14 protein-coding genes and 1 pseudogene are annotated in these 17223 nt (G+C 68.0%); 8 read left to right on the forward strand and 7 right to left on the reverse strand.

Annotated features, from left to right (window positions below; genetic code table 11):
- Nucleotides 1-80 precede the first annotated feature (80 nt).
- Nucleotides 81-374, forward strand: coding sequence for a DUF4193 domain-containing protein (locus LXX_RS05135; RefSeq protein WP_041768237.1), 294 nt, complete (start codon nucleotides 81-83; stop codon nucleotides 372-374).
- Between the two features lie 12 nt (nucleotides 375-386).
- Here LXX_RS05135 and LXX_RS05140 read toward each other — a convergent pair whose 3' ends face one another.
- A complete protein-coding gene (locus LXX_RS05140; RefSeq protein ID WP_011185900.1) occupies nucleotides 387-833 on the reverse strand; it encodes a DUF3093 domain-containing protein in 447 nt (148 codons plus the stop codon).
- 40 nt (nucleotides 834-873) lie between these two features.
- Here LXX_RS05140 and dut point away from each other — a divergent pair, with 40 nt between their 5' ends.
- From dut to dxs, 6 genes are all read left to right on the forward strand, one after another.
- Entirely contained in the window at nucleotides 874-1332 is a 459-nt protein-coding gene (gene dut, locus LXX_RS05145) for a dUTP diphosphatase (RefSeq protein ID WP_011185901.1), read from the forward strand.
- A complete protein-coding gene (locus tag LXX_RS05150; protein WP_041767427.1) occupies nucleotides 1329-1973 on the forward strand; it encodes a DUF3710 domain-containing protein in 645 nt (214 codons plus the stop codon). The genes dut and LXX_RS05150 overlap by 4 nt, the downstream gene beginning before the upstream one ends.
- A gap of 8 nt (nucleotides 1974-1981) precedes the next feature.
- Entirely contained in the window at nucleotides 1982-2740 is a 759-nt protein-coding gene (locus tag LXX_RS05155) for a DUF3159 domain-containing protein (protein WP_011185903.1), read from the forward strand.
- 46 nt (nucleotides 2741-2786) lie between these two features.
- Nucleotides 2787-5168 carry a cation-translocating P-type ATPase gene (locus LXX_RS05160; protein ID WP_011185904.1) on the forward strand — a complete coding sequence of 794 codons (2382 nt, stop codon included), beginning with the start codon at nucleotides 2787-2789 and terminating at the stop codon, nucleotides 5166-5168.
- 139 nt (nucleotides 5169-5307) lie between these two features.
- Nucleotides 5308-8151 carry an aconitate hydratase AcnA gene (acnA, locus tag LXX_RS05165; protein ID WP_041767429.1) on the forward strand — a complete coding sequence of 948 codons (2844 nt, stop codon included), beginning with the start codon at nucleotides 5308-5310 and terminating at the stop codon, nucleotides 8149-8151.
- Between the two features lie 77 nt (nucleotides 8152-8228).
- Nucleotides 8229-10181: a 1-deoxy-D-xylulose-5-phosphate synthase gene (gene dxs, locus LXX_RS05170; protein ID WP_011185906.1), complete on the forward strand. Its 1953-nt coding sequence runs from the start codon at nucleotides 8229-8231 to the stop codon at nucleotides 10179-10181.
- A 55-nt stretch (nucleotides 10182-10236) separates the two neighbouring features.
- Here dxs and LXX_RS15480 read toward each other — a convergent pair.
- The 6 genes and pseudogenes from LXX_RS15480 to LXX_RS05200 form a co-directional block, all read right to left on the reverse strand.
- A pseudogene (locus LXX_RS15480) lies at nucleotides 10237-10479 on the reverse strand (3-hydroxyacyl-CoA dehydrogenase NAD-binding domain-containing protein); the annotation flags it as partial.
- Between the two features lie 586 nt (nucleotides 10480-11065).
- The gene (locus LXX_RS05180; protein ID WP_223227729.1) at nucleotides 11066-11242 is read right to left on the reverse strand and encodes a hypothetical protein; all 177 of its coding nucleotides are present in this window, start codon (nucleotides 11240-11242) and stop codon (nucleotides 11066-11068) included.
- Between the two features lie 188 nt (nucleotides 11243-11430).
- Nucleotides 11431-13569, reverse strand: a complete 2139-nt coding sequence (locus LXX_RS05185; RefSeq protein WP_011185907.1) for a 3-hydroxyacyl-CoA dehydrogenase NAD-binding domain-containing protein — start codon at nucleotides 13567-13569, stop codon at nucleotides 11431-11433.
- Nucleotides 13570-13576: 7 nt separating this feature from the next.
- Nucleotides 13577-14803, reverse strand: a complete 1227-nt coding sequence (locus tag LXX_RS05190; protein ID WP_011185908.1) for a thiolase family protein — start codon at nucleotides 14801-14803, stop codon at nucleotides 13577-13579.
- 70 nt (nucleotides 14804-14873) lie between these two features.
- Nucleotides 14874-16070: an HRDC domain-containing protein gene (locus LXX_RS05195; protein ID WP_011185909.1), complete on the reverse strand. Its 1197-nt coding sequence runs from the start codon at nucleotides 16068-16070 to the stop codon at nucleotides 14874-14876.
- On the reverse strand, nucleotides 16063-16659 hold the full coding sequence (locus tag LXX_RS05200) for a DUF3000 domain-containing protein (RefSeq protein WP_011185910.1): 597 nt from the start codon (nucleotides 16657-16659) through the stop codon (nucleotides 16063-16065). Before LXX_RS05200 ends, LXX_RS05195 begins: the two co-directional genes overlap by 8 nt.
- Before the next feature lie 100 nt (nucleotides 16660-16759).
- Between LXX_RS05200 and LXX_RS15485 the strand changes: the two genes are divergently transcribed.
- On the forward strand, nucleotides 16760-17134 hold the full coding sequence (locus LXX_RS15485) for a hypothetical protein (protein WP_223227730.1): 375 nt from the start codon (nucleotides 16760-16762) through the stop codon (nucleotides 17132-17134).
- Nucleotides 17135-17223 lie beyond the last annotated feature (89 nt).

Here is a 17223-nt window from a genome sequence, read left to right on the forward strand (position 1 = left end):
TTTGCTATTCCTTGCTGATTGATGCAAACTATCGCCGCCGATTGCGAGAATCGGCCGTTACAGACGAGAAGTGGATGGGCATGGCAACGGATTACGACGCACCGCGGAAGACCGAGGACGACTCCGAGTCGATCGAGGCCCTCAAGGAGCGAGTTCCGGATAAAATGTCCGGGGTTGTCGACATTGAGGACGCGGACAACCCGGGCGGATACGAACTCCCCGGTGCGGACCTGTCGGATCTCGACCTGGACGTCGTGGTTTTGCCTCCTCAGGCCGACGAGTTCACCTGCGTGAACTGCTTCCTGGTGAAGCACCGTTCGCAGATCGACCACGAAACCAAGCTGGGGCCGATTTGCGTGGAGTGCGCCGCCTGAGCGGCCGCACGGCTACGGCTCCTGGCGGGCCTCTTCGAGAACCCGGACCAGCTGGTCCGGGTTTCTTGTCGAGAGGAGCCAGTAGGGCGCTGGGTCGTCCGTGTCCAGCAGCGGCACCTTCACGACGGGCTTGATCCAGCCGCGGATGAGCAGCCAGGCCCGCGCATCGAGCCGCCGGCCGCGCTCCAGCGTTGCCTGCTCGCCGGTGAACGCTTCGGGGACGCCGGCGAATTTCAGCGGAAGGCGAGCGCGCCCGGCGACCAGCTCGGTCTCCGTGACCCGGATGGTCGGCGCCGAAAGGAGCAGCGCGGAGACGATGACCGCGTAGAAGGCGAGGGCGATCACGACGCCGGCGGTGACGTTGATCGGAGCGAAGACGAGCATCGCCGCGGGTACGACGAGCAGGGTTGAGACGAAGAGCCAGGGGGTTGCCCAGAGTCGTTCTCGGTATAGGTCCATAGGGCCTATTCGATCAGACTTTTACACTACCCTCGACACCGTGACCGATACCGTTGACATTCCGATCATCGCGAAACGCCTCCCCGTCTACGCCCACCCCGGCGATGCGGGCGCCGACCTGTGCGCCGCGGAGGCGGTCACGCTGGAGCCCGGCGAACGGCACACCGTGCCGACCGGGGTCTCGATCGCCCTGCCGGAGGGCTACGCCGCGTTCGTCGTCCCGCGAAGCGGGCTGGCCATGAAGCACGGCCTCACGATCGTCAACGCGCCGGGCACGGTGGACGCTGGATACCGCGGTGAGATCAGGGTGACCGTTCTGAACACCGACAGGTCGATGCCGTACGATATCGCCGTCGGAGACCGGATCGCGCAGCTGATCGTCATGCCGGTCACCCGAGCCGTTTTCGTCCCCGTCGACACTCTGCCGGACAGCCATCGCGGCACAGCCGGCTTCGGCTCGTCCGGCTACACCGTGACCCAGGCAGGAGAACACGCTTGACCGACAGCAGCGACACCCCCGGCGAGCCGGAAACGCCCGACGAAGCGGAGAAGTCCGCCCCCGAGGACCGCGCGACCGAGGGGCCGCTCGATGAGAGCGAAGCCAATCCGGTTCGTCCCTACGTTGACCTGGGCGGGGTGAAGATCCTGCCGCGGGAGGGCCTTCACCTCCGGCTGGAGGTCGAAGAGGAATCCCAGCGCGTCGTCGCGGTCGGTCTCGACTACGCGAACTCGACGTTGCAAGTTCAGCCGTTCGCGGCACCGCGTTCGACCGGTCTGTGGCATGAGATCCGGGGGCAGATCACCGATCAGGTGCAGCGCCAGGGCGGTCGCGTGAGCGAGCGCCAGGGCGTGTTCGGGTCGGAGCTCATCGCGGAGATCCCGGTTGCCGCCCCGCAGGGCGCCCGGGGAGAGACCCGGATCGCGCGCTTCGTAGGCGTGGACGGGCCGCGCTGGTTCCTCCGTGGCGTGATCGCGGGCGACGCGGCTGTGAAAACGGCGGCGGCCGCGCTCGTCGAAGATCTGTTCCGTAGCATCGTCGTCGTCCGCGGTGCGACGCCGATGCCTCCCCGCGATCTCATCCCGCTCCGTATGCCGGCGGCGCCCACCGGCCCCGCGGACAACGGCTACACGACCCTCTGAAGGCGGCCATGACCGAGCATCAGGACGCCCAGCCGGAGAAGGACGCCGATACGCCTGAGGCCGCCGACCCGGCCGCCGTGAGCCTTGGCGAGTCCCTCGCGCGCGCCGCCCGGAAGTCGGGGCTCGGCGAGCTGGCGGACGCCCAGACGCCGACCGGGACCGCGCTGCTGGCCGCGCTGGGCGGGGTGCGCGGACTGCTCGAGACGGTCCTGCCGGGGCTGGTGTTCCTCGTCCTGTTCACCTTCACCGCCAACGTCCCGCTCTCGATCGGCTTCTCGGTCGCCGTCGCGTTGGTGTTCACGATCGTCCGGATCGCTGGCAAGACGCCGGTGACGCAGGCGATGGCCGGGCTGATCGGCGTCGGGGTGTCCGCCATCCTGGCGCTCATCACGGGGCGTGGTGAGGACAACTTCATCCTCGGGATCTGGACGAACGCCGCGTACGCCGCCGCTCTGCTGATCTCCATCGTCGTGCGCTGGCCGCTGATCGGGCTCGCCGCGGGCTACCTGATGGGCGACGGGCTCGCCTGGCGGTCGGTCAAGAGCAGGTTCCGGGTGATGCAGGCGCTCACGTTCCTCTGGTTTCTGCTGTTCGCGGCGCGGCTGCTCGTGCAGGTGCCCCTGTACCTGGCGCACACGGACGAGGCGACGAGCGCTCTGGGGCTCGCGAAGCTGCTGATGGGAGTCCCGCTCTACGCGCCTCTGCTGCTCGTGACCTGGTTCGTGGTGAAGGGGCAGTTCCCGCGCCAACCGGCCCGTCCGGCATAACGGCCGACGCGGGAAGCCGAAAAGAGAAAAAAGAAGGGCGCGAGGGATGCTCGACGTACGGATCAGGGACGGACTGACGGCCGCTCAGGTCGCCGAGCGGCACGCGGACGGCCGGGTCAACTCTCAGCACCAGCCGACTTCGCGTTCGATCGCCGATATCCTGCGCGAGAACGTCTTCACGCTCTTCAACGGCATCCTGACCGTCTGTTTCGTTGCGGTGGTGCTGCTCGGTGACCTCCGCGACGGCTTCTTCTACGGCGTCGTCGTCGTGAACGCGCTCATCGGAATCGTGCAGGAGGTGCGGGCGAAGGTCGTCCTCGACCGGGCGGCGCTGCTCGCCGCTCCCGCGAGCCGGGTGCGCCGCGACGGCGAAGTGAGGTCTGTCCCGCTGGCCGAGGTCGTGCTGGACGATCTGCTCGTGCTGCGGCCCGGCGACCAGATCCCGGCCGACGCGGTGGTCGCCGAGAGCACCGGGCTCTCGCTGGATGAGTCGATGCTCACCGGTGAGTCAGACTCTGTCTTCAAGGACGCCGGCGCGCAGCTGCTGTCGGGCTCGCATGTGACGACCGGCACCGGTTACGCGATCGTCACGGCGGTCGGCGCCGACTCGTACGCGAGCCGGCTGACCAGCCAGATCCGGCGGCACTCGCTTGTCCACTCGGAGCTCCGGCACGCGACCAACCGCATCCTGGTCGCCCTCTCCTGGATACTCGGTCCCGTCATCCTGATCACACTCGTCGGGCGGGTGCTTGCGTACGGCGGTTGGTCGCAGTTGTTCCTGGACGAGCGCTGGCGGCAGGCGCTTCTGGACGCGGTGGCCGCGGTGATCGGAATGATCCCGGAGGGGCTCGTGCTGCTCACGAGCCTCGCTTTCGGTGTCGCGGCGATTCAGCTCGCGGCGAGCAAGGTCTTGGTTCAGGAGCTCGCCGCCGTTGAGGTGCTGGCGCGCGTCGACGTGCTGTGCCTGGACAAGACCGGGACGCTGACGAGCGGCGAACTGGTGCTGGAAGGCACGGAGCCGCTGGACGGGAGCGTGCCCGGAGAGCTGGCGGAGGTGGCGCTCGCCGCCTTCGGCGCGGACGACACGGGGAACGCGACCTCCGGTATCCTGGCCACACGCTTCGTCAGCGACCGCTTCCGGGTAGAGCGTCGAATCCCGTTCAGCTCCGCGACCAAGTATTCTGGGCTTGAGATGCGCGTCGGCGACGAGCGCAGCTCGTGGGTGCTCGGAGCTCCCGAGCGCGTGCTGGCCGCTCACGAGGCCGAGCTGGCGCGCGCGACCGCGATCGCGGCGACGGGACGGCGCACCCTCGCTCTCGCGCGGGTCGCCGGCGAACTGCCGCACGGACCACACCCGCCTCCCGCGCCGACGGGCGTCCCCGTCGAACCGGCGCTCCTGGTCGTTCTCGGCGAGACGCTCCGGCCGGAGGCGGCGGAGACGCTCGGGTACTTCGGGAAACAGGATGTCCGGGTCGTCGTCCTCTCCGGTGACAGCCCTGTGACCGTCGGCGCCATCGCGGGGGCGCTCGACCTGGAGGGCGAGGCGGTGGATGCCACGACGCTGACCGACGACGTCGCGCTCGCCGAGGCGCTCGGCCGTGCCGACATCTTCGGCCGGGTGAGTCCCGAGCAGAAGCGAAAGGCCGTCGGTATCCTGAAGGAGCAGGGCCGTACGGTCGCGATGACCGGCGACGGCGTCAACGACGCGATGGCGATCAAGGACGCGAGCCTCGGGATCGCGATGGGCACGGCGACCGCCGCGACCAAGGCGGTCTCCCGGCTGGTCTTGCTCGACAACCGGTTCGACCGGCTGCCGGGCGTGCTTGCCTCCGGGCGGCGGGTGATCGCGAATGTGGAGCGGGTCTCGAACATCTTCTTGGCCAAGACCGTGTACGGCATCCTCCTGGCGCTCATCAGCGCGGCGGTGCTGTGGCCATTCCCCTTCCTGCCGCGGCAGCTGACGCTAGTGTCCTCGCTCGCCATCGGCATCCCTTCGTTCTTCCTCGCGCTGGCGCCCAACAAGCGGATCTACACGCCCGGCGTGCTGCCGCGCATCCTGAAGTACTCGATCCCGACCGGGTTGATCGCCGGGCTGACCGCCGTGGTCGTGTACGCGCCGTTCTACCGGACGCTGCCGCTGCCGGAGGCGCGGAGCGTCACGACGGTGGCGCTGTTCTGCGTCTCGCTGTGGATACTGTGCGTCTTGACGCGTCCGCTCTCCCCCTGGCGCTGGGGGCTGCTCGGGGGTGTGGCCGGGGCTTTCGTCCTGGTGTGTGTCTTCCCGTTCGCTTCGGCGTTCTTCGAGATGTACCTGGCCTGGGATGCTCCGCTCGCCTGGGGGATCGCGGTCGGGGCTGTCGGGGCGGCTGGCATCGAGCTGTTCTACCGGTTCGCCCGGCGGCGCGGCTTCGTCTTCGACCGTCTCTGAACGTGCTACATTTATCTTGACGTCAAGATATTTTCGTCGCTGATGACTTAGGCTTGCCTTGCTGGAACAGCCTCCGACGGACGACAAAAATAGACGAGGCGTGCGACGTTTTTCGCCTGCCGAAGAAGGAGAGGGCAACGTGTCAGCTGTCAATAGCTTAGGTGCCAAGAGCACCCTGAGCGTCGGCGACAAGGACTATACGATCTTCGCGATCGACACTGTCGACGGATACAAGAGACTCCCGTTCAGCCTCAAGGTGCTGCTGGAGAACCTTCTCCGCACCGAGGACGGCGCGAACATCACCGCGGACCACATCCGTGCGCTGGGCTCGTGGGACCCGGCCGCCGAGCCAGACACCGAGATTCAGTTCACGCCTGCCCGCGTCATCATGCAGGACTTCACCGGCGTCCCCTGCATCGTCGACCTCGCCACCATGCGCGAGGCCGTCTCCGCCCTGGGCGGCGACCCCCAGAAGATCAACCCGCTCGCACCGGCCGAGATGGTCATCGACCACTCCGTCATCGCCGACCTGTTCGGCCAGGAAGATGCGCTGGAGCGCAACACCGACCTCGAGTACGAGCGCAACGGCGAGCGCTACCAGTTCCTGCGCTGGGGCCAGACCGCCTTCGACGACTTTAAGGTCGTCCCGCCGGGAACCGGCATCGTCCACCAGGTGAACATCGAGTACCTGGCGCGCGTCACCATGACCCGCGAGGGCAGCACTCCGGAGACTCGGGGCGAGCTGCTCGCGTACCCGGACACCTGCGTCGGCACCGACTCGCACACCACGATGGTCAACGGCCTCGGCGTGCTCGGCTGGGGCGTCGGCGGCATCGAGGCCGAGGCGGCCATGCTGGGGCAGCCGGTCTCCATGCTCATCCCCAAGGTGGTCGGCTTCAAGCTGACCGGCGCCATCCCGACCGGTGTGACGGCGACGGATGTCGTGCTCACCATCACCCAGATGCTGCGCCAGCACGGCGTGGTCGGCAAGTTCGTGGAGTTCTACGGCGCGGGCGTCGCCCAGGTGCCGCTCGCGAACCGCGCCACCATCGGCAACATGAGCCCCGAGTTCGGCTCCACCGCGGCGATGTTCCCCATCGACGATGTGACCCTCGACTACCTGCGCCTCACCGGCCGCAGCGCGGAGCAGGTCGCGCTGGTCGAGGAGTACTCGAAGGCCCAGAGCCTATGGCACGACCCGGCCAGCGAGCCGGTGTTCTCCGAGTACCTGGAACTCGACCTCTCCACGGTGGTGCCTTCGATCGCCGGCCCGAAGCGCCCGCAGGACCGCATCGAGCTGAGCGCCGCGAAGGACCAGTTCGAGAAGGACCTCACCAACTACGCGGACATCTCGCACGACCTGGTCGACCTGACCGTCGCGGAGTCCTTCCCGGCCTCCGACCCGGGCGAGCTCCAGCCGGAGGACGCGCGCAGCATCCACCAGCACTCGCACCACAGCCACGCTCCCCAGGCAGCGTCGAACCCGACCCCGGTGAAGCTGGAGGACGGCACGGACTTCGTGATCGACCACGGCGCGGTCGCCATCGCAGCGATCACCTCCTGCACCAACACCTCCAACCCGTCGGTGATGCTGGCTGCCGGGCTCCTCGCCCGCAACGCGGCGAAGAAGTGTTTGAAGGCCAAGCCGTGGGTCAAGACCACCCTGGCCCCCGGGTCCAAGGTCGTCACGGACTACTACGAGAAGGCCGGTCTCACCAAGGACCTGGAGGCGCTCGGCTTCTACACCGTCGGCTACGGCTGTACCACCTGCATCGGCAACTCGGGCCCGCTGCTCGACGAGATCTCGCAGGCGGTCAACGACAGCGACCTCGCCGTGACGGCTGTGCTCTCGGGCAACCGCAACTTCGAGGGCCGCATCAACCCCGACGTGAAGATGAACTACCTGGCGAGCCCGCCGCTGGTCATCGCCTACGCCCTGGCCGGGTCGATGAACTTCGACTTCGAGGTCGACCCGCTCGGCACCGACCAGGACGGCAACGACGTGTTCCTCCAGGACATCTGGCCGGACGCCGCCGAGGTGCAGCAGACGATCGACTCCTCCATCAACGAGGGGATGTTCGTCACCCAGTACGCCTCGGTGTTCGAGGGCGACGAGCGCTGGAAGTCGCTCGCCACCCCGACCGGCTCGGTGTTCGAGTGGGATGAGAAGTCGACCTACGTGCGCAAGCCCCCGTACTTCGAGGGGATGACGCTGGAGACCACCCCGGTGACCGACATCGCCGGCGCCCGCGTGCTCGCCCGTCTCGGCGACTCGGTCACGACCGACCATATCTCGCCCGCCGGCTCCATCAAGGCGGACAGCCCGGCCGGTCAGTACCTCACCGAGAACGGCATCGACCGCAAGGACTTCAACTCCTACGGCTCGCGCCGAGGCAACCACGAGGTCATGATACGCGGCACGTTCGCGAACATCCGCCTGCGGAACCAGCTGCTCAGCTCCGCCAACGAGGGCGCCGGTGTGGAGGGCGGCTACACCCGCGACTTCACCCAGCCCGACGCTCCGCAGTCGTTCATCTACGACGCCTCGCAGAACTACCAGGCCGCGGGCACCCCGCTCGTCGTCCTCGGCGGCAAGGAGTACGGATCGGGGTCCTCGCGCGACTGGGCGGCCAAGGGCACGAGCCTGCTGGGCGTGCGCGCGGTCATCACCGAGAGCTTCGAGCGCATCCACCGCTCCAACCTCATCGGCATGGGCGTGGTGCCCCTGCAGTTCCCGGCCGGTGAGAACGCCGACTCGCTGGGCCTCGACGGCACCGAGTCGTTCACGATCACCGGGCTGACCGAACTCAACGAAGGCCGCACCCCGAAGACATTGCACGTGGTCGCCGAGCCGACCGAGCACTCGCCCGCGGGCAAGCAGCCGGTCGCGTTCGACGCGGTGGTGCGGATCGACACCCCCGGTGAGGCGGACTACTACCGCAACGGCGGCATCCTGCAGTACGTGCTGCGGAGCCTCGTGTAGCCGAAGGATCGTTACGGGAGGTTCGGAATCGATCGGTTCCGAGCCTCCTTCGGTTCTTGCCGTCCTACACTCATTTTATGAGCATTCTCGAATCCGTCCACGGGCCGCGCGACCTTGACCGGCTCACGGAACGGGAACTCGATCAGCTCGCCGCGGAGGTGCGGGCGTTCCTCGTCGCCAACGTCGCGAAGACCGGCGGGCACCTGGGGCCGAATCTCGGCGTTGTGGAGACGACCATCGCCATCCACCGCGTCTTCGACTCCCCGCGGGACGCCATCGTGTTCGACACCGGGCACCAGTCCTATGTTCACAAGCTGCTCACCGGGCGGCAGGACTTCTCGCGGCTGCGCCAGAAGGGCGGCCTCGCCGGCTACCCGCAGCGCTCGGAGTCCGAGCACGACATCGTGGAGAGCTCGCACGCCTCGTCGTCGCTCAGCTGGGCGGACGGTATCTCGCGCGCTTTCGAGATGACCGGGCAGGACGACCGGCACGTCGTCGCGGTCGTCGGCGACGGCGCGCTGACCGGCGGGATGACGTGGGAGGCGCTCAACAACATCTCCGACGACAACAACCGCCGCCTCATAATCGTCGTCAACGACAACGGGCGCTCATACGCGCCCACGATCGGCGGGATGGCGCGCTTCCTCAATACGGTTCGCACGCGCCGCAGCTACCGCAGTCTCTACCTCACGAGCCGTAAGGCGTTCGAGAAGCTGGGCGGACCCGGGCAGTCCTTGTATCGTGGCATCCGCGGTGGCTTGCACGGCTTCCTCAGCCGCTTCTCCGACAATGAGGCGCTCTACTCGAACCTCGACATCAAGTACATCGGGCCGGTCCACGGGCACGATATCGGGGCGATGGAGGAAGCGCTGCGCCAGGCGAAGAACTACGGCGCTCCGGTCATCGTCCACGCGATCACCCAGAAGGGCCGCGGCTACGAGCCCGCGCTGCGGGACATCGCCGACCAGTTCCACGCTGTCGGCCAGATCGACCCCGAGACCGGCGACCCGATCGGGAGCCCGGCCAAGCCGAACTGGACAGGTGTGTTCGCCGAGGAGATCGTCGCACTCGCGGAGGAGAACCCGAAGCTCGTGGGGATCACCGCCGCGATGCTCCGGCCGACCGGTCTGCACCGGTTCGCCGAGCGCTTCCCGGACCGTGTGTACGATGTGGGAATCGCCGAGCAGCACGCGGTCACCAGCGCGGCGGGCCTCGCTTTCGGCGGGCTGCATCCTGTCGTCGCGATCTACGCCACGTTCATGAACCGGGCGTTCGACCAGGTGCTGATGGACGTCGCCCTGCACAAGGCGGGCGTCACGTTCGTGCTCGACCGTGCGGGCGTCACCGGACCGGACGGCCCGAGCCACCACGGCATCTGGGACCTCGCCATTCTCCAGGTCGTCCCCGGCATCCGGCTGGCGGCCCCGCGCGATGCCACGCGTTTCCGCGAGGAGCTCGCCGAGGCGGTGGCCGTAGCTGACGCGCCGACCGTTCTCCGCTTCCCGAAGGGGAGCGTCCCCGCCGATATCGAGGCTGTCCGCCGACGGGACGACGGTGTCGATGTGCTGCACGAGAGCGACCAGAAGGATGTGCTGCTCGTGACGGTCGGCCCGATGGCCGGCCTCGGCCTCAGGGTGGCCGAGGCGCTCGCGGCGCAGGGGATCGGCGCGACCGTCGTGGACCCGCGCTGGGTGGTCCCGGTGCCCCGGAGCGTCCTCGACTTGGCGGCCGGGCACCGCATCGTGGTGACGATGGAGGACGGCATCCGGGTGGGCGGCATCGGCACCCGCGTGCGCCAGGATCTGCGCGAGGCGGGCATCGACACCGCCGTGGACGAGCTGGGCCTGCCGGACGAGTTTATCGACCACGCGACGCGCGACGAGATCCTCGACGACGCTGGGCTCACCCCGCAGAAGATCGCGCGTGACCTCGTGGCGCAGGTGCTCGGCAGCCGGGTTCCGATCGCGAGGCCGCTGCCGGTGGAGGAGTTCACTGAGCCGAGCCCCGAGCGCAAGAAGCGACGCGCCTAGCTGCACTCACCGAGACGGGGAAGAGCGCCTCGCACTTGGAGCGCGCCCCGACGCGGAATCCGAGCGGCCGCTCCGGGCGCTCCGGCTTCACGCCGATCCGCTCCGCCGACAGCGAGGAGGTGTTGCTCGCCAGAACGGCCTCGTCGGACACGTACTGCTCGACCTCCGCGAAGATGTTCTGCTTGACCGCCAGCTCCTCGAACACAGCCTCGATCACCCCGTCGCAGTCGGCGAAGTCGGACTTCTCCGTCGTGCCGATGACCAGGGCGCGCAGACGGTTGGCCTCGTCTGGGGAGATAGTGATCCAGTTCCGTGATGCGGGAACTGCGTAACCTTGAGAAGGTAACCATATCAGTCTGGGAGTATTTTCAATACTAGACGCACTCATGGTATACTGAAAGACTTCAGGCCTTGTACTGTGAAACTTGTGCTCTTGTTATTATAATTTGAGATGAATTCATTCTCATCCGAGCCATGACCAAGTTGTGTTGGCCGTCACGGGGATATCAATCTGGTCTCAGGTTGATCGAAGAGTTAGGAATACGAATGTCAAAGAAGACATGGGGAATCTCAGCGGTGATCCCTACTGTGACTCTGCTTTCGCCTCTTGTGGTTGCGACTTCCGCTGAAGCGGCAGAAAAGTCGTTGAGCAACGTTACGTGCGCCGGCCAAATCGGACAGTTCCCAGAGATTCACACGCTGTCTACGTCCAAAGGTGACACTGTGCATTCGATCTATGGCGCGTGGCAACGCGTCCAGGCTTGGCCGGTCACCGGCACCATTACTGCTGGCTACTCAAGCTCGTACTCGTCCTGGGACGTCCATCACCGGCGGATACTCCCCACTCTCGGCCTGCTGATGCCTCTCATGCCTGAGGCCTTCGGTCACTCCGCTTCCAGCGCAGTCTCCAACACCCGCTTGGTGAGTGCGTTCAGCAACCCGTCAGAGCCGACGAGGTCAACGCCCTGTTCCCTCGCTTGCTTGAGCAACTGCTCCGCAAGCTGCTGTTCGTCAATGAGCTCTCCCGTCACAGGATCGATCATCGCGGTCGTGTCCATCACAGCCTATTCCTTTCGGTCAGACCAACCCAGAAACACCGAAAAACAGACAGTCCCCGTACGGGGACCTCGTCATTGAGCGGTCGTCTCCGTCGCGGACGGCAGGCGCATCGGGGTGGACGTTCCGGACAGCGCGGCGGCGAGTTCTCCCTGTGCTCTCTGCTGTGCTCCAGGTCGTCCGTGAGCTGAGGTCAGGCGACGCCGGCAATGGGCGGGTGGTGGAAGGTGTTGCCGAAGACGCGCTCCGATGCGCCCGCCCGGTCGAGGTAGGGTGTGATGCCGCCCATTTGGAGCGGGAAGCCCGCGCCAAGGATCATGCAGAGGTCGATGTCTTCTGGCGCTTCGACCACGCGGTCGTCCACGAGCATGCGGTGGATCTCGTCGGCGATGCCGTCTTCGAGGCGGCGGAGGATGTCCGCTTCGTTCCACGGGTTCTTGCCGCCCGCGAGGATCTTGGCTGCGCCCTTGTCGAGCCCTTTCACCTTGCCTGTGGCGTCCTTCTCGAGCAGGGTGCCGTGTTCGGCGAGGTGGTGCAGGTTCTTGCTGCGGTAGAACCGGTCGGGGAAGGCGGTGTGGTGGGTGTCGAGGACGTGTGCGCCCACTTTCAGCCCGACGAGGTTGAGCAGGGCGGAGGGGGCCATCGGGAGGCCGAGCGGCGCGAATGCCCGGTCGACCGTTTCGAAGGGTGTGCCGTCGTCCACGGCGTGCATCGCTTCGCCCAGGATCTTCGCTAGCACACGGTTGACTACGAAGCCGGGGGTGTCGGCGGTGATGACCGCGTTTTTCTTCAGCGCCGCGGCGGTGACCATCGCGGTGGAGAGCGTCGCGTCGTCGGTGTTGGTCGTCTTCACCACCTCGATGAGCGGCATGACCGCGACCGGGGTGAAGAAGTGGAAGCCGACCAGGCGCTCCGGACGCTTCAGCTTCGCGCCGATCTGTTCGACCGAGAGCGAGGAGGTGTTGGTTGCGAGCACAGCCTCGTCGGAGAGGTATTGCTCGACCTCCGCGAAGACCTCTTGTTTGACGTTCAGCTCCTCGAACACGGCCTCGATGACCCAGTCGCAGTCGGCGAAGTCGGCCTTGTCCGTCGTGCCCGTGACCAGAGCGCGCAAGTGGTTCGCTTCGTCGGGGGAGATGCGCCCCTTCTCCCGCAGTTTGCCGATCTCATCGTGGATGGACGCCACGCCCTTGTCCACGTGCGCCTGGTCGAGATCGGTGATCACGACCGGCACCCGCAGTCGCCGCACGAACAGCAGCGCGAACTGGCTGGCCATGTAGCCCGCGCCGATGACGCCGACCTTCGTGACCTTCTTCGCGAGCTTCTTGTCGGGAGCGCCGGCGGGACGCTTCGCCCGCTTCTGCACGAGGTTGAAGGCGTAGATGCTGGCCTGGAACTGGTCGCCCGAGATGAGCTCGGCCAGCGCGTCGTCCTCCCGCTCGAAGCCGGCGGCACGGTCGTTCGACTTGGCAGCCTTCAGCAGGTCGAGTGCCTTGTACGGCGATGCCGGGACGGTGCCGATGCTGCTCTCCAGCATCTTGCGGGCGATGCCGACGGCAGCATCCCACTTGACCATCCGCTCGACCTTGCCGGGGACGTTCGGGCGCTTGACCTCGACCTGCTTGGTCAGCACCTGGTCGGCCCACTTGAGGGAGTCCTCCAGGAAGTTCGCCGAGTCGAAGATCGCGTCGGCGATGCCGAGGTCGAAGACCTCCTGCGGCTTCAGCATCCGGTTCTGCTTGAGCGAGTTCTCGATGACCACTTTCAGGGCGTTCTCGATGCCGATCAGGTTGGGGAGGATGGTCGCGCCGCCCCAGCCCGGGATGAGGCCGAGGAACACTTCGGGCAGCGCAAACGCCGCCGCGTTCCGGTCGATGGTGCGGTAGTCGGCGTTCAGGCCGATCTCCACGCCGCCGCCGAGTGCGAGCCCGTTCGTGAAGACGAACGAGGGGACGCCGAAGCTCGCCTGCTTGCCGAGAACGTAGTGGCCCAGCTGGGGGAGCAGCTTCGCGACTTCGACGCTCGGGATGTCGCCCACCCGGCTCAGGTCGGCGCCCGCGGCCAGGATGAACGGTTTGCCGGTCACCGCGACCGCGTCGATCTCGCCGCGTCCGGCGCGCTCCGTCAGCGTGTCGAAGGTCTTGCCCAGCTTGATCAGCGTGGCCGGTCCCATCGTGTTCGGGCGCGTGTGGTCCCGGCCGTTGTCCAGGGTGACCAGGGCGAGGGTCTTCCCGCTCGGCAGGGACACGTCCTTGACGTAAGAGTGGGTGACGACCTCGTCGTCCGTGAGGTCGGCGAGCGGGGAGAAGTCGATCTTGCTGTAGTCGGTCACGTCGTCCTCAGGCCTTCCGCGCCGCGCGCTTGTCGTGCAGTGTCTTTCCGGTGAAGTGGGGGTTCTCCCAGATGACCGTGCCGCCCTGGCCCAGGCCGACGCACATCGCGGTCACACCGTAGCGAACCTCCGGGTGCTCGGCGAACTGCGCGGCGAGCTGGATCATCAGGCGGACGCCGCTGGCGGCGAGCGGGTGGCCGATCGCGATCGAACCGCCCCACTGGTTGACGCGGGGGTCGTCGTCCGCGATGCCAAAGTGGTCGAGGAAGGAGAGCACCTGGATGGCGAACGCCTCGTTCAGCTCGAACAGTCCGATGTCGTCGATGGTCAGGCCCGCCTTGCGCAACGCCTTCTCGGTCGAGGGCACCGGTCCGAGGCCCATGATCTCCGGCTCGACGCCCGCGAACGCGAAGCTGACCATGCGCATCTTCGGGGTGAGGCCGAGCTCCTTGACCGCGTCGGCGCTCGCCAGCAGGCTCGCGGTGGCGCCGTCGGTGAGCGGCGAGGCGTTGCCCGCGGTCACGCGACCGTGGGGGCGGAACGGGGTCTTCAGGGCGGCGAGGCCCTCCAGCGTGGTCTCGGGCCGCATCCCCTCGTCCTGGGTGGCGAGGCCCCAGCCGGACTCCGAGCGGATGGCGACCGGGATGAGGTCGGGCTGGAGCTTGCCGGCGGCGTACGCCGCGGCGGTCTTCTGCTGGCTCACCATCGCGAACCGGTCGGAGCGCTCCTTCGTGAGGGCGGGGAAGCGGTCGTGGATGCGCTCGGCTGTCATGCCCATGTTGAGAGCGTCCTCGGCGACCATGCGCTCCGACAGGAAGCGCGGGTTCGGGTCCGCGCCGAAGCCCATCGGGTGGCGGCCCATGTGCTCGACGCCGCCCGCGATCACGAGGTCGTACGCGCCGAACGCGATCCCGGAGCCCAGTGTGGTCACGCTGGTCATGGCTCCCGCGCACATCCGGTCGATGGCGAAGCCGGGGACCGACTTCGGCAGTCCGGAGAGCAGCGCCGCCGTGCGGCCGAGGGTCAGGCCCTGGTCGCCCTGCTGGGTCGTCGCCGCGATGGCGACATCGTCGACCCTGTCCCCGGGCACGTTCGGATTCCGATCCAGCAGCCCGATCATCGCTTTCACGACGAGGTCGTCCGCGCGGGTGTTCCAGTACTTCCCTTTTTCGCCGGCTCGCCCGAACGGAGTCCGGACTCCGTCCACGAACACGACATCGCTTCTCTCGGCCACAGCGCCTCCCCAATCAGGTCGCCTCGATTCTAGACAGGGCCGCGGAACCGGAAGAATCGTTCGATCTTTCCTACGAAACGGTCTCCGGGCCCCCGCTCTTGTGTTGGGCGGATTCCACAAACGTGCGGATGATCACCGGCGAGGTCGCCGCGATCTGCCAGGGACGGGCGCCGTGGAAGGCGAGGGCGGCGGCGATCGACTCGGCCGTCACCGGCACGGGCGGTGCCCAGGCGACGCGGCGTAGCGTGTCCGGCGTCAGCAGGTTCTCGAGCGGAAGGGAGCGCTCCTCGGCGAGCGTGGCGAGTTCGGCCCGGGTGCCCTTCAGACGGGCGTCGGCCTCCGGATTCCGGTCGGCCCAGGCACGCGGCGGCGGCAGGCTGTCGCCCCCGGTTCGGAGCGTGGGCAGATCGTCCGTTGTCCGCCCGGCCTCCACCGCGGCCCACCAGCGGTCCAGCTCAGTGCGGCTCGCGCGGCCGGTGAACTCGCGGAGGGCCGCGAGCGCCCGCTTATTTTCGGGCAGCGCCTTCGCCGCAGCGGTGAGTGCGGCGTCCGGAACCAGGCGTCCGGGTGCGATGTCCAGCTGGCGGGCCAGAGCGTCCCGGCTCAGCCAGAGCTCGCGTGCGGTGGCTAGGTTCCGGACGCCGCGGATCGAGTGGATGCCGGAGAGCCGCCGCCACGGATCGCTGCGCACCGTCGTCAGCTCGCGGGTCAGCTCGTCCTCGAACTCCTGCCGGGCGATCTCGGTCTTGTCTGCCGCGTCCAGGAGACCGGCCACCGCGTCGCGGAGGTCGGGCAGCAGTTCGACGTCGAGGGCCGCGTATTCGAGCCACGGCCCGGGGAGCGGGCGGGTGGACCAGTCGGCCGCGCTGTGCTCCTTGGTGAGGTGGATGCCCAGCAGCTCTTCGACGACGGTCCCGAGTCCGACCCGCGGCATCCCGAGGAGGCGCGCGGCCAGCTCGGTGTCGAAGATTGTGACCGGGTCGAGTCCGACCTCCCGCAGGCAGGTCAGGTCTTGCGTGGCGGCGTGCAGCACCCATTCGTCCCCGGAAATGGCCGCGTTCAGCTCGTCGAACCGGCCGATGGCCGGGGGATCGAACAGGAAGGTGCCCGCCCCGCGGCGGAAGACCTGGATGAGGTAGGCGCGCTGGGAGTAACGGAAGCCGCTGGCGCGTTCCGCGTCCACGGCGACCGGCCCGTCCCCGGCGGCGATGACCTCGACCGCGGACAGATAGCCGGCGCGAGTGTCGATGACGGAGTGCTCAGCCACGCGGCGTCCTCCGGGTGCTCAGCAGGCTGACGCCCTCGCCGGTTGGCGGGAGCCCGGCGAGCATGCACAGCAGCTCCCCCCAGCCCTCGACGTGCGCGGCCATGCCGGTCTCCTGCGGGCTCCACGACGCGCGCAGCTCGATCTGCGCGCCGTCGCCCTGTTTCGCGAGCTCTCCGAAGCCGGTCGAGATGATCTTGGTCGCGGTTCCGCTCGCCGCGGTGTAGCGGGCGTGGCGGGCATCCAGTGCGTCCACGAGCCACGACCAGGCGACATCGGCGAGGAAGGGGTCCAGGCCGATCTCTGTCTCCAGCGGCGCCTGAGCGAAGCAGACGACGCGGAAGGGCCCGCCCCAGGCCTCGGGCTCGTCCGGGTCGTAGAGGAGGATGAACCGCCCGATGCCGAGATCCGAGTCGTCGCCGTGCCGTGCCGGCCGCACGTCGGCGGCGAGTGCGACCGCGAACGGAGCCAGCTGCGCCGGCGCCGGGATCTCGCCGATCACCAGCTCTGCGCGGGCCTCGACGGCGCGGACCGAGTCCAGTGCGGCAGCGAACGCCGCGGGCGTTCGCGGGGCAGAGGGTGGAGTCGACACGCTACGAACACTAGAAGCCTTTGCCGGTGCGGAGGGGTAAGGCACGCCGCCTGAGGATGTCCTGAGGGTCCGGCCCGGAACGCGCGGCTACGCTTGCCGCATGAGAAGCGAGCGGCGCGGGGGAGTCGGACGGGCGCTCGGCTGGACGGCCGCGGCGGCGGGCGGGCTCGCCCTCCTCACGGCGGCGGGGGCAGCGCTCCTGGCGGCGCGCCTCGCGCGCACCGTGATCACACCGGTGCGGCGGCGCCCGCAGCGCGAGACCGTCCGCACCGTGGACGAGCCCGCCGGCACACTGACCCTGAGTGCGACGCCAGACGGGTCGATGCCGGGACGGTTCGGCCTGTGGTTCGGGGACGAGTCCGGCTACGCGAAGGTGGGCGGCGTCCTGGTCGCGGAGGGGGACCGTGTCGTCCGGGAGGTCGAGCGCGTCGAATTCGGCGAGCTGAAGCCGGGCCGCGCCCGGATCAGGGGCTGACCGTCGCGAGCGTCGCCATCGAGACGGAGCTCGGCGAAGCGCCCGCCTGGCTCTTCCCCGCCCCGGGCAGCGACGGCGACGCACAGGGA

The organism is Leifsonia xyli subsp. xyli str. CTCB07, from assembly GCF_000007665.1.
In the GTDB taxonomy this organism is placed as follows: Bacteria; Actinomycetota; Actinomycetes; order Actinomycetales; family Microbacteriaceae; genus Leifsonia; species Leifsonia xyli_C.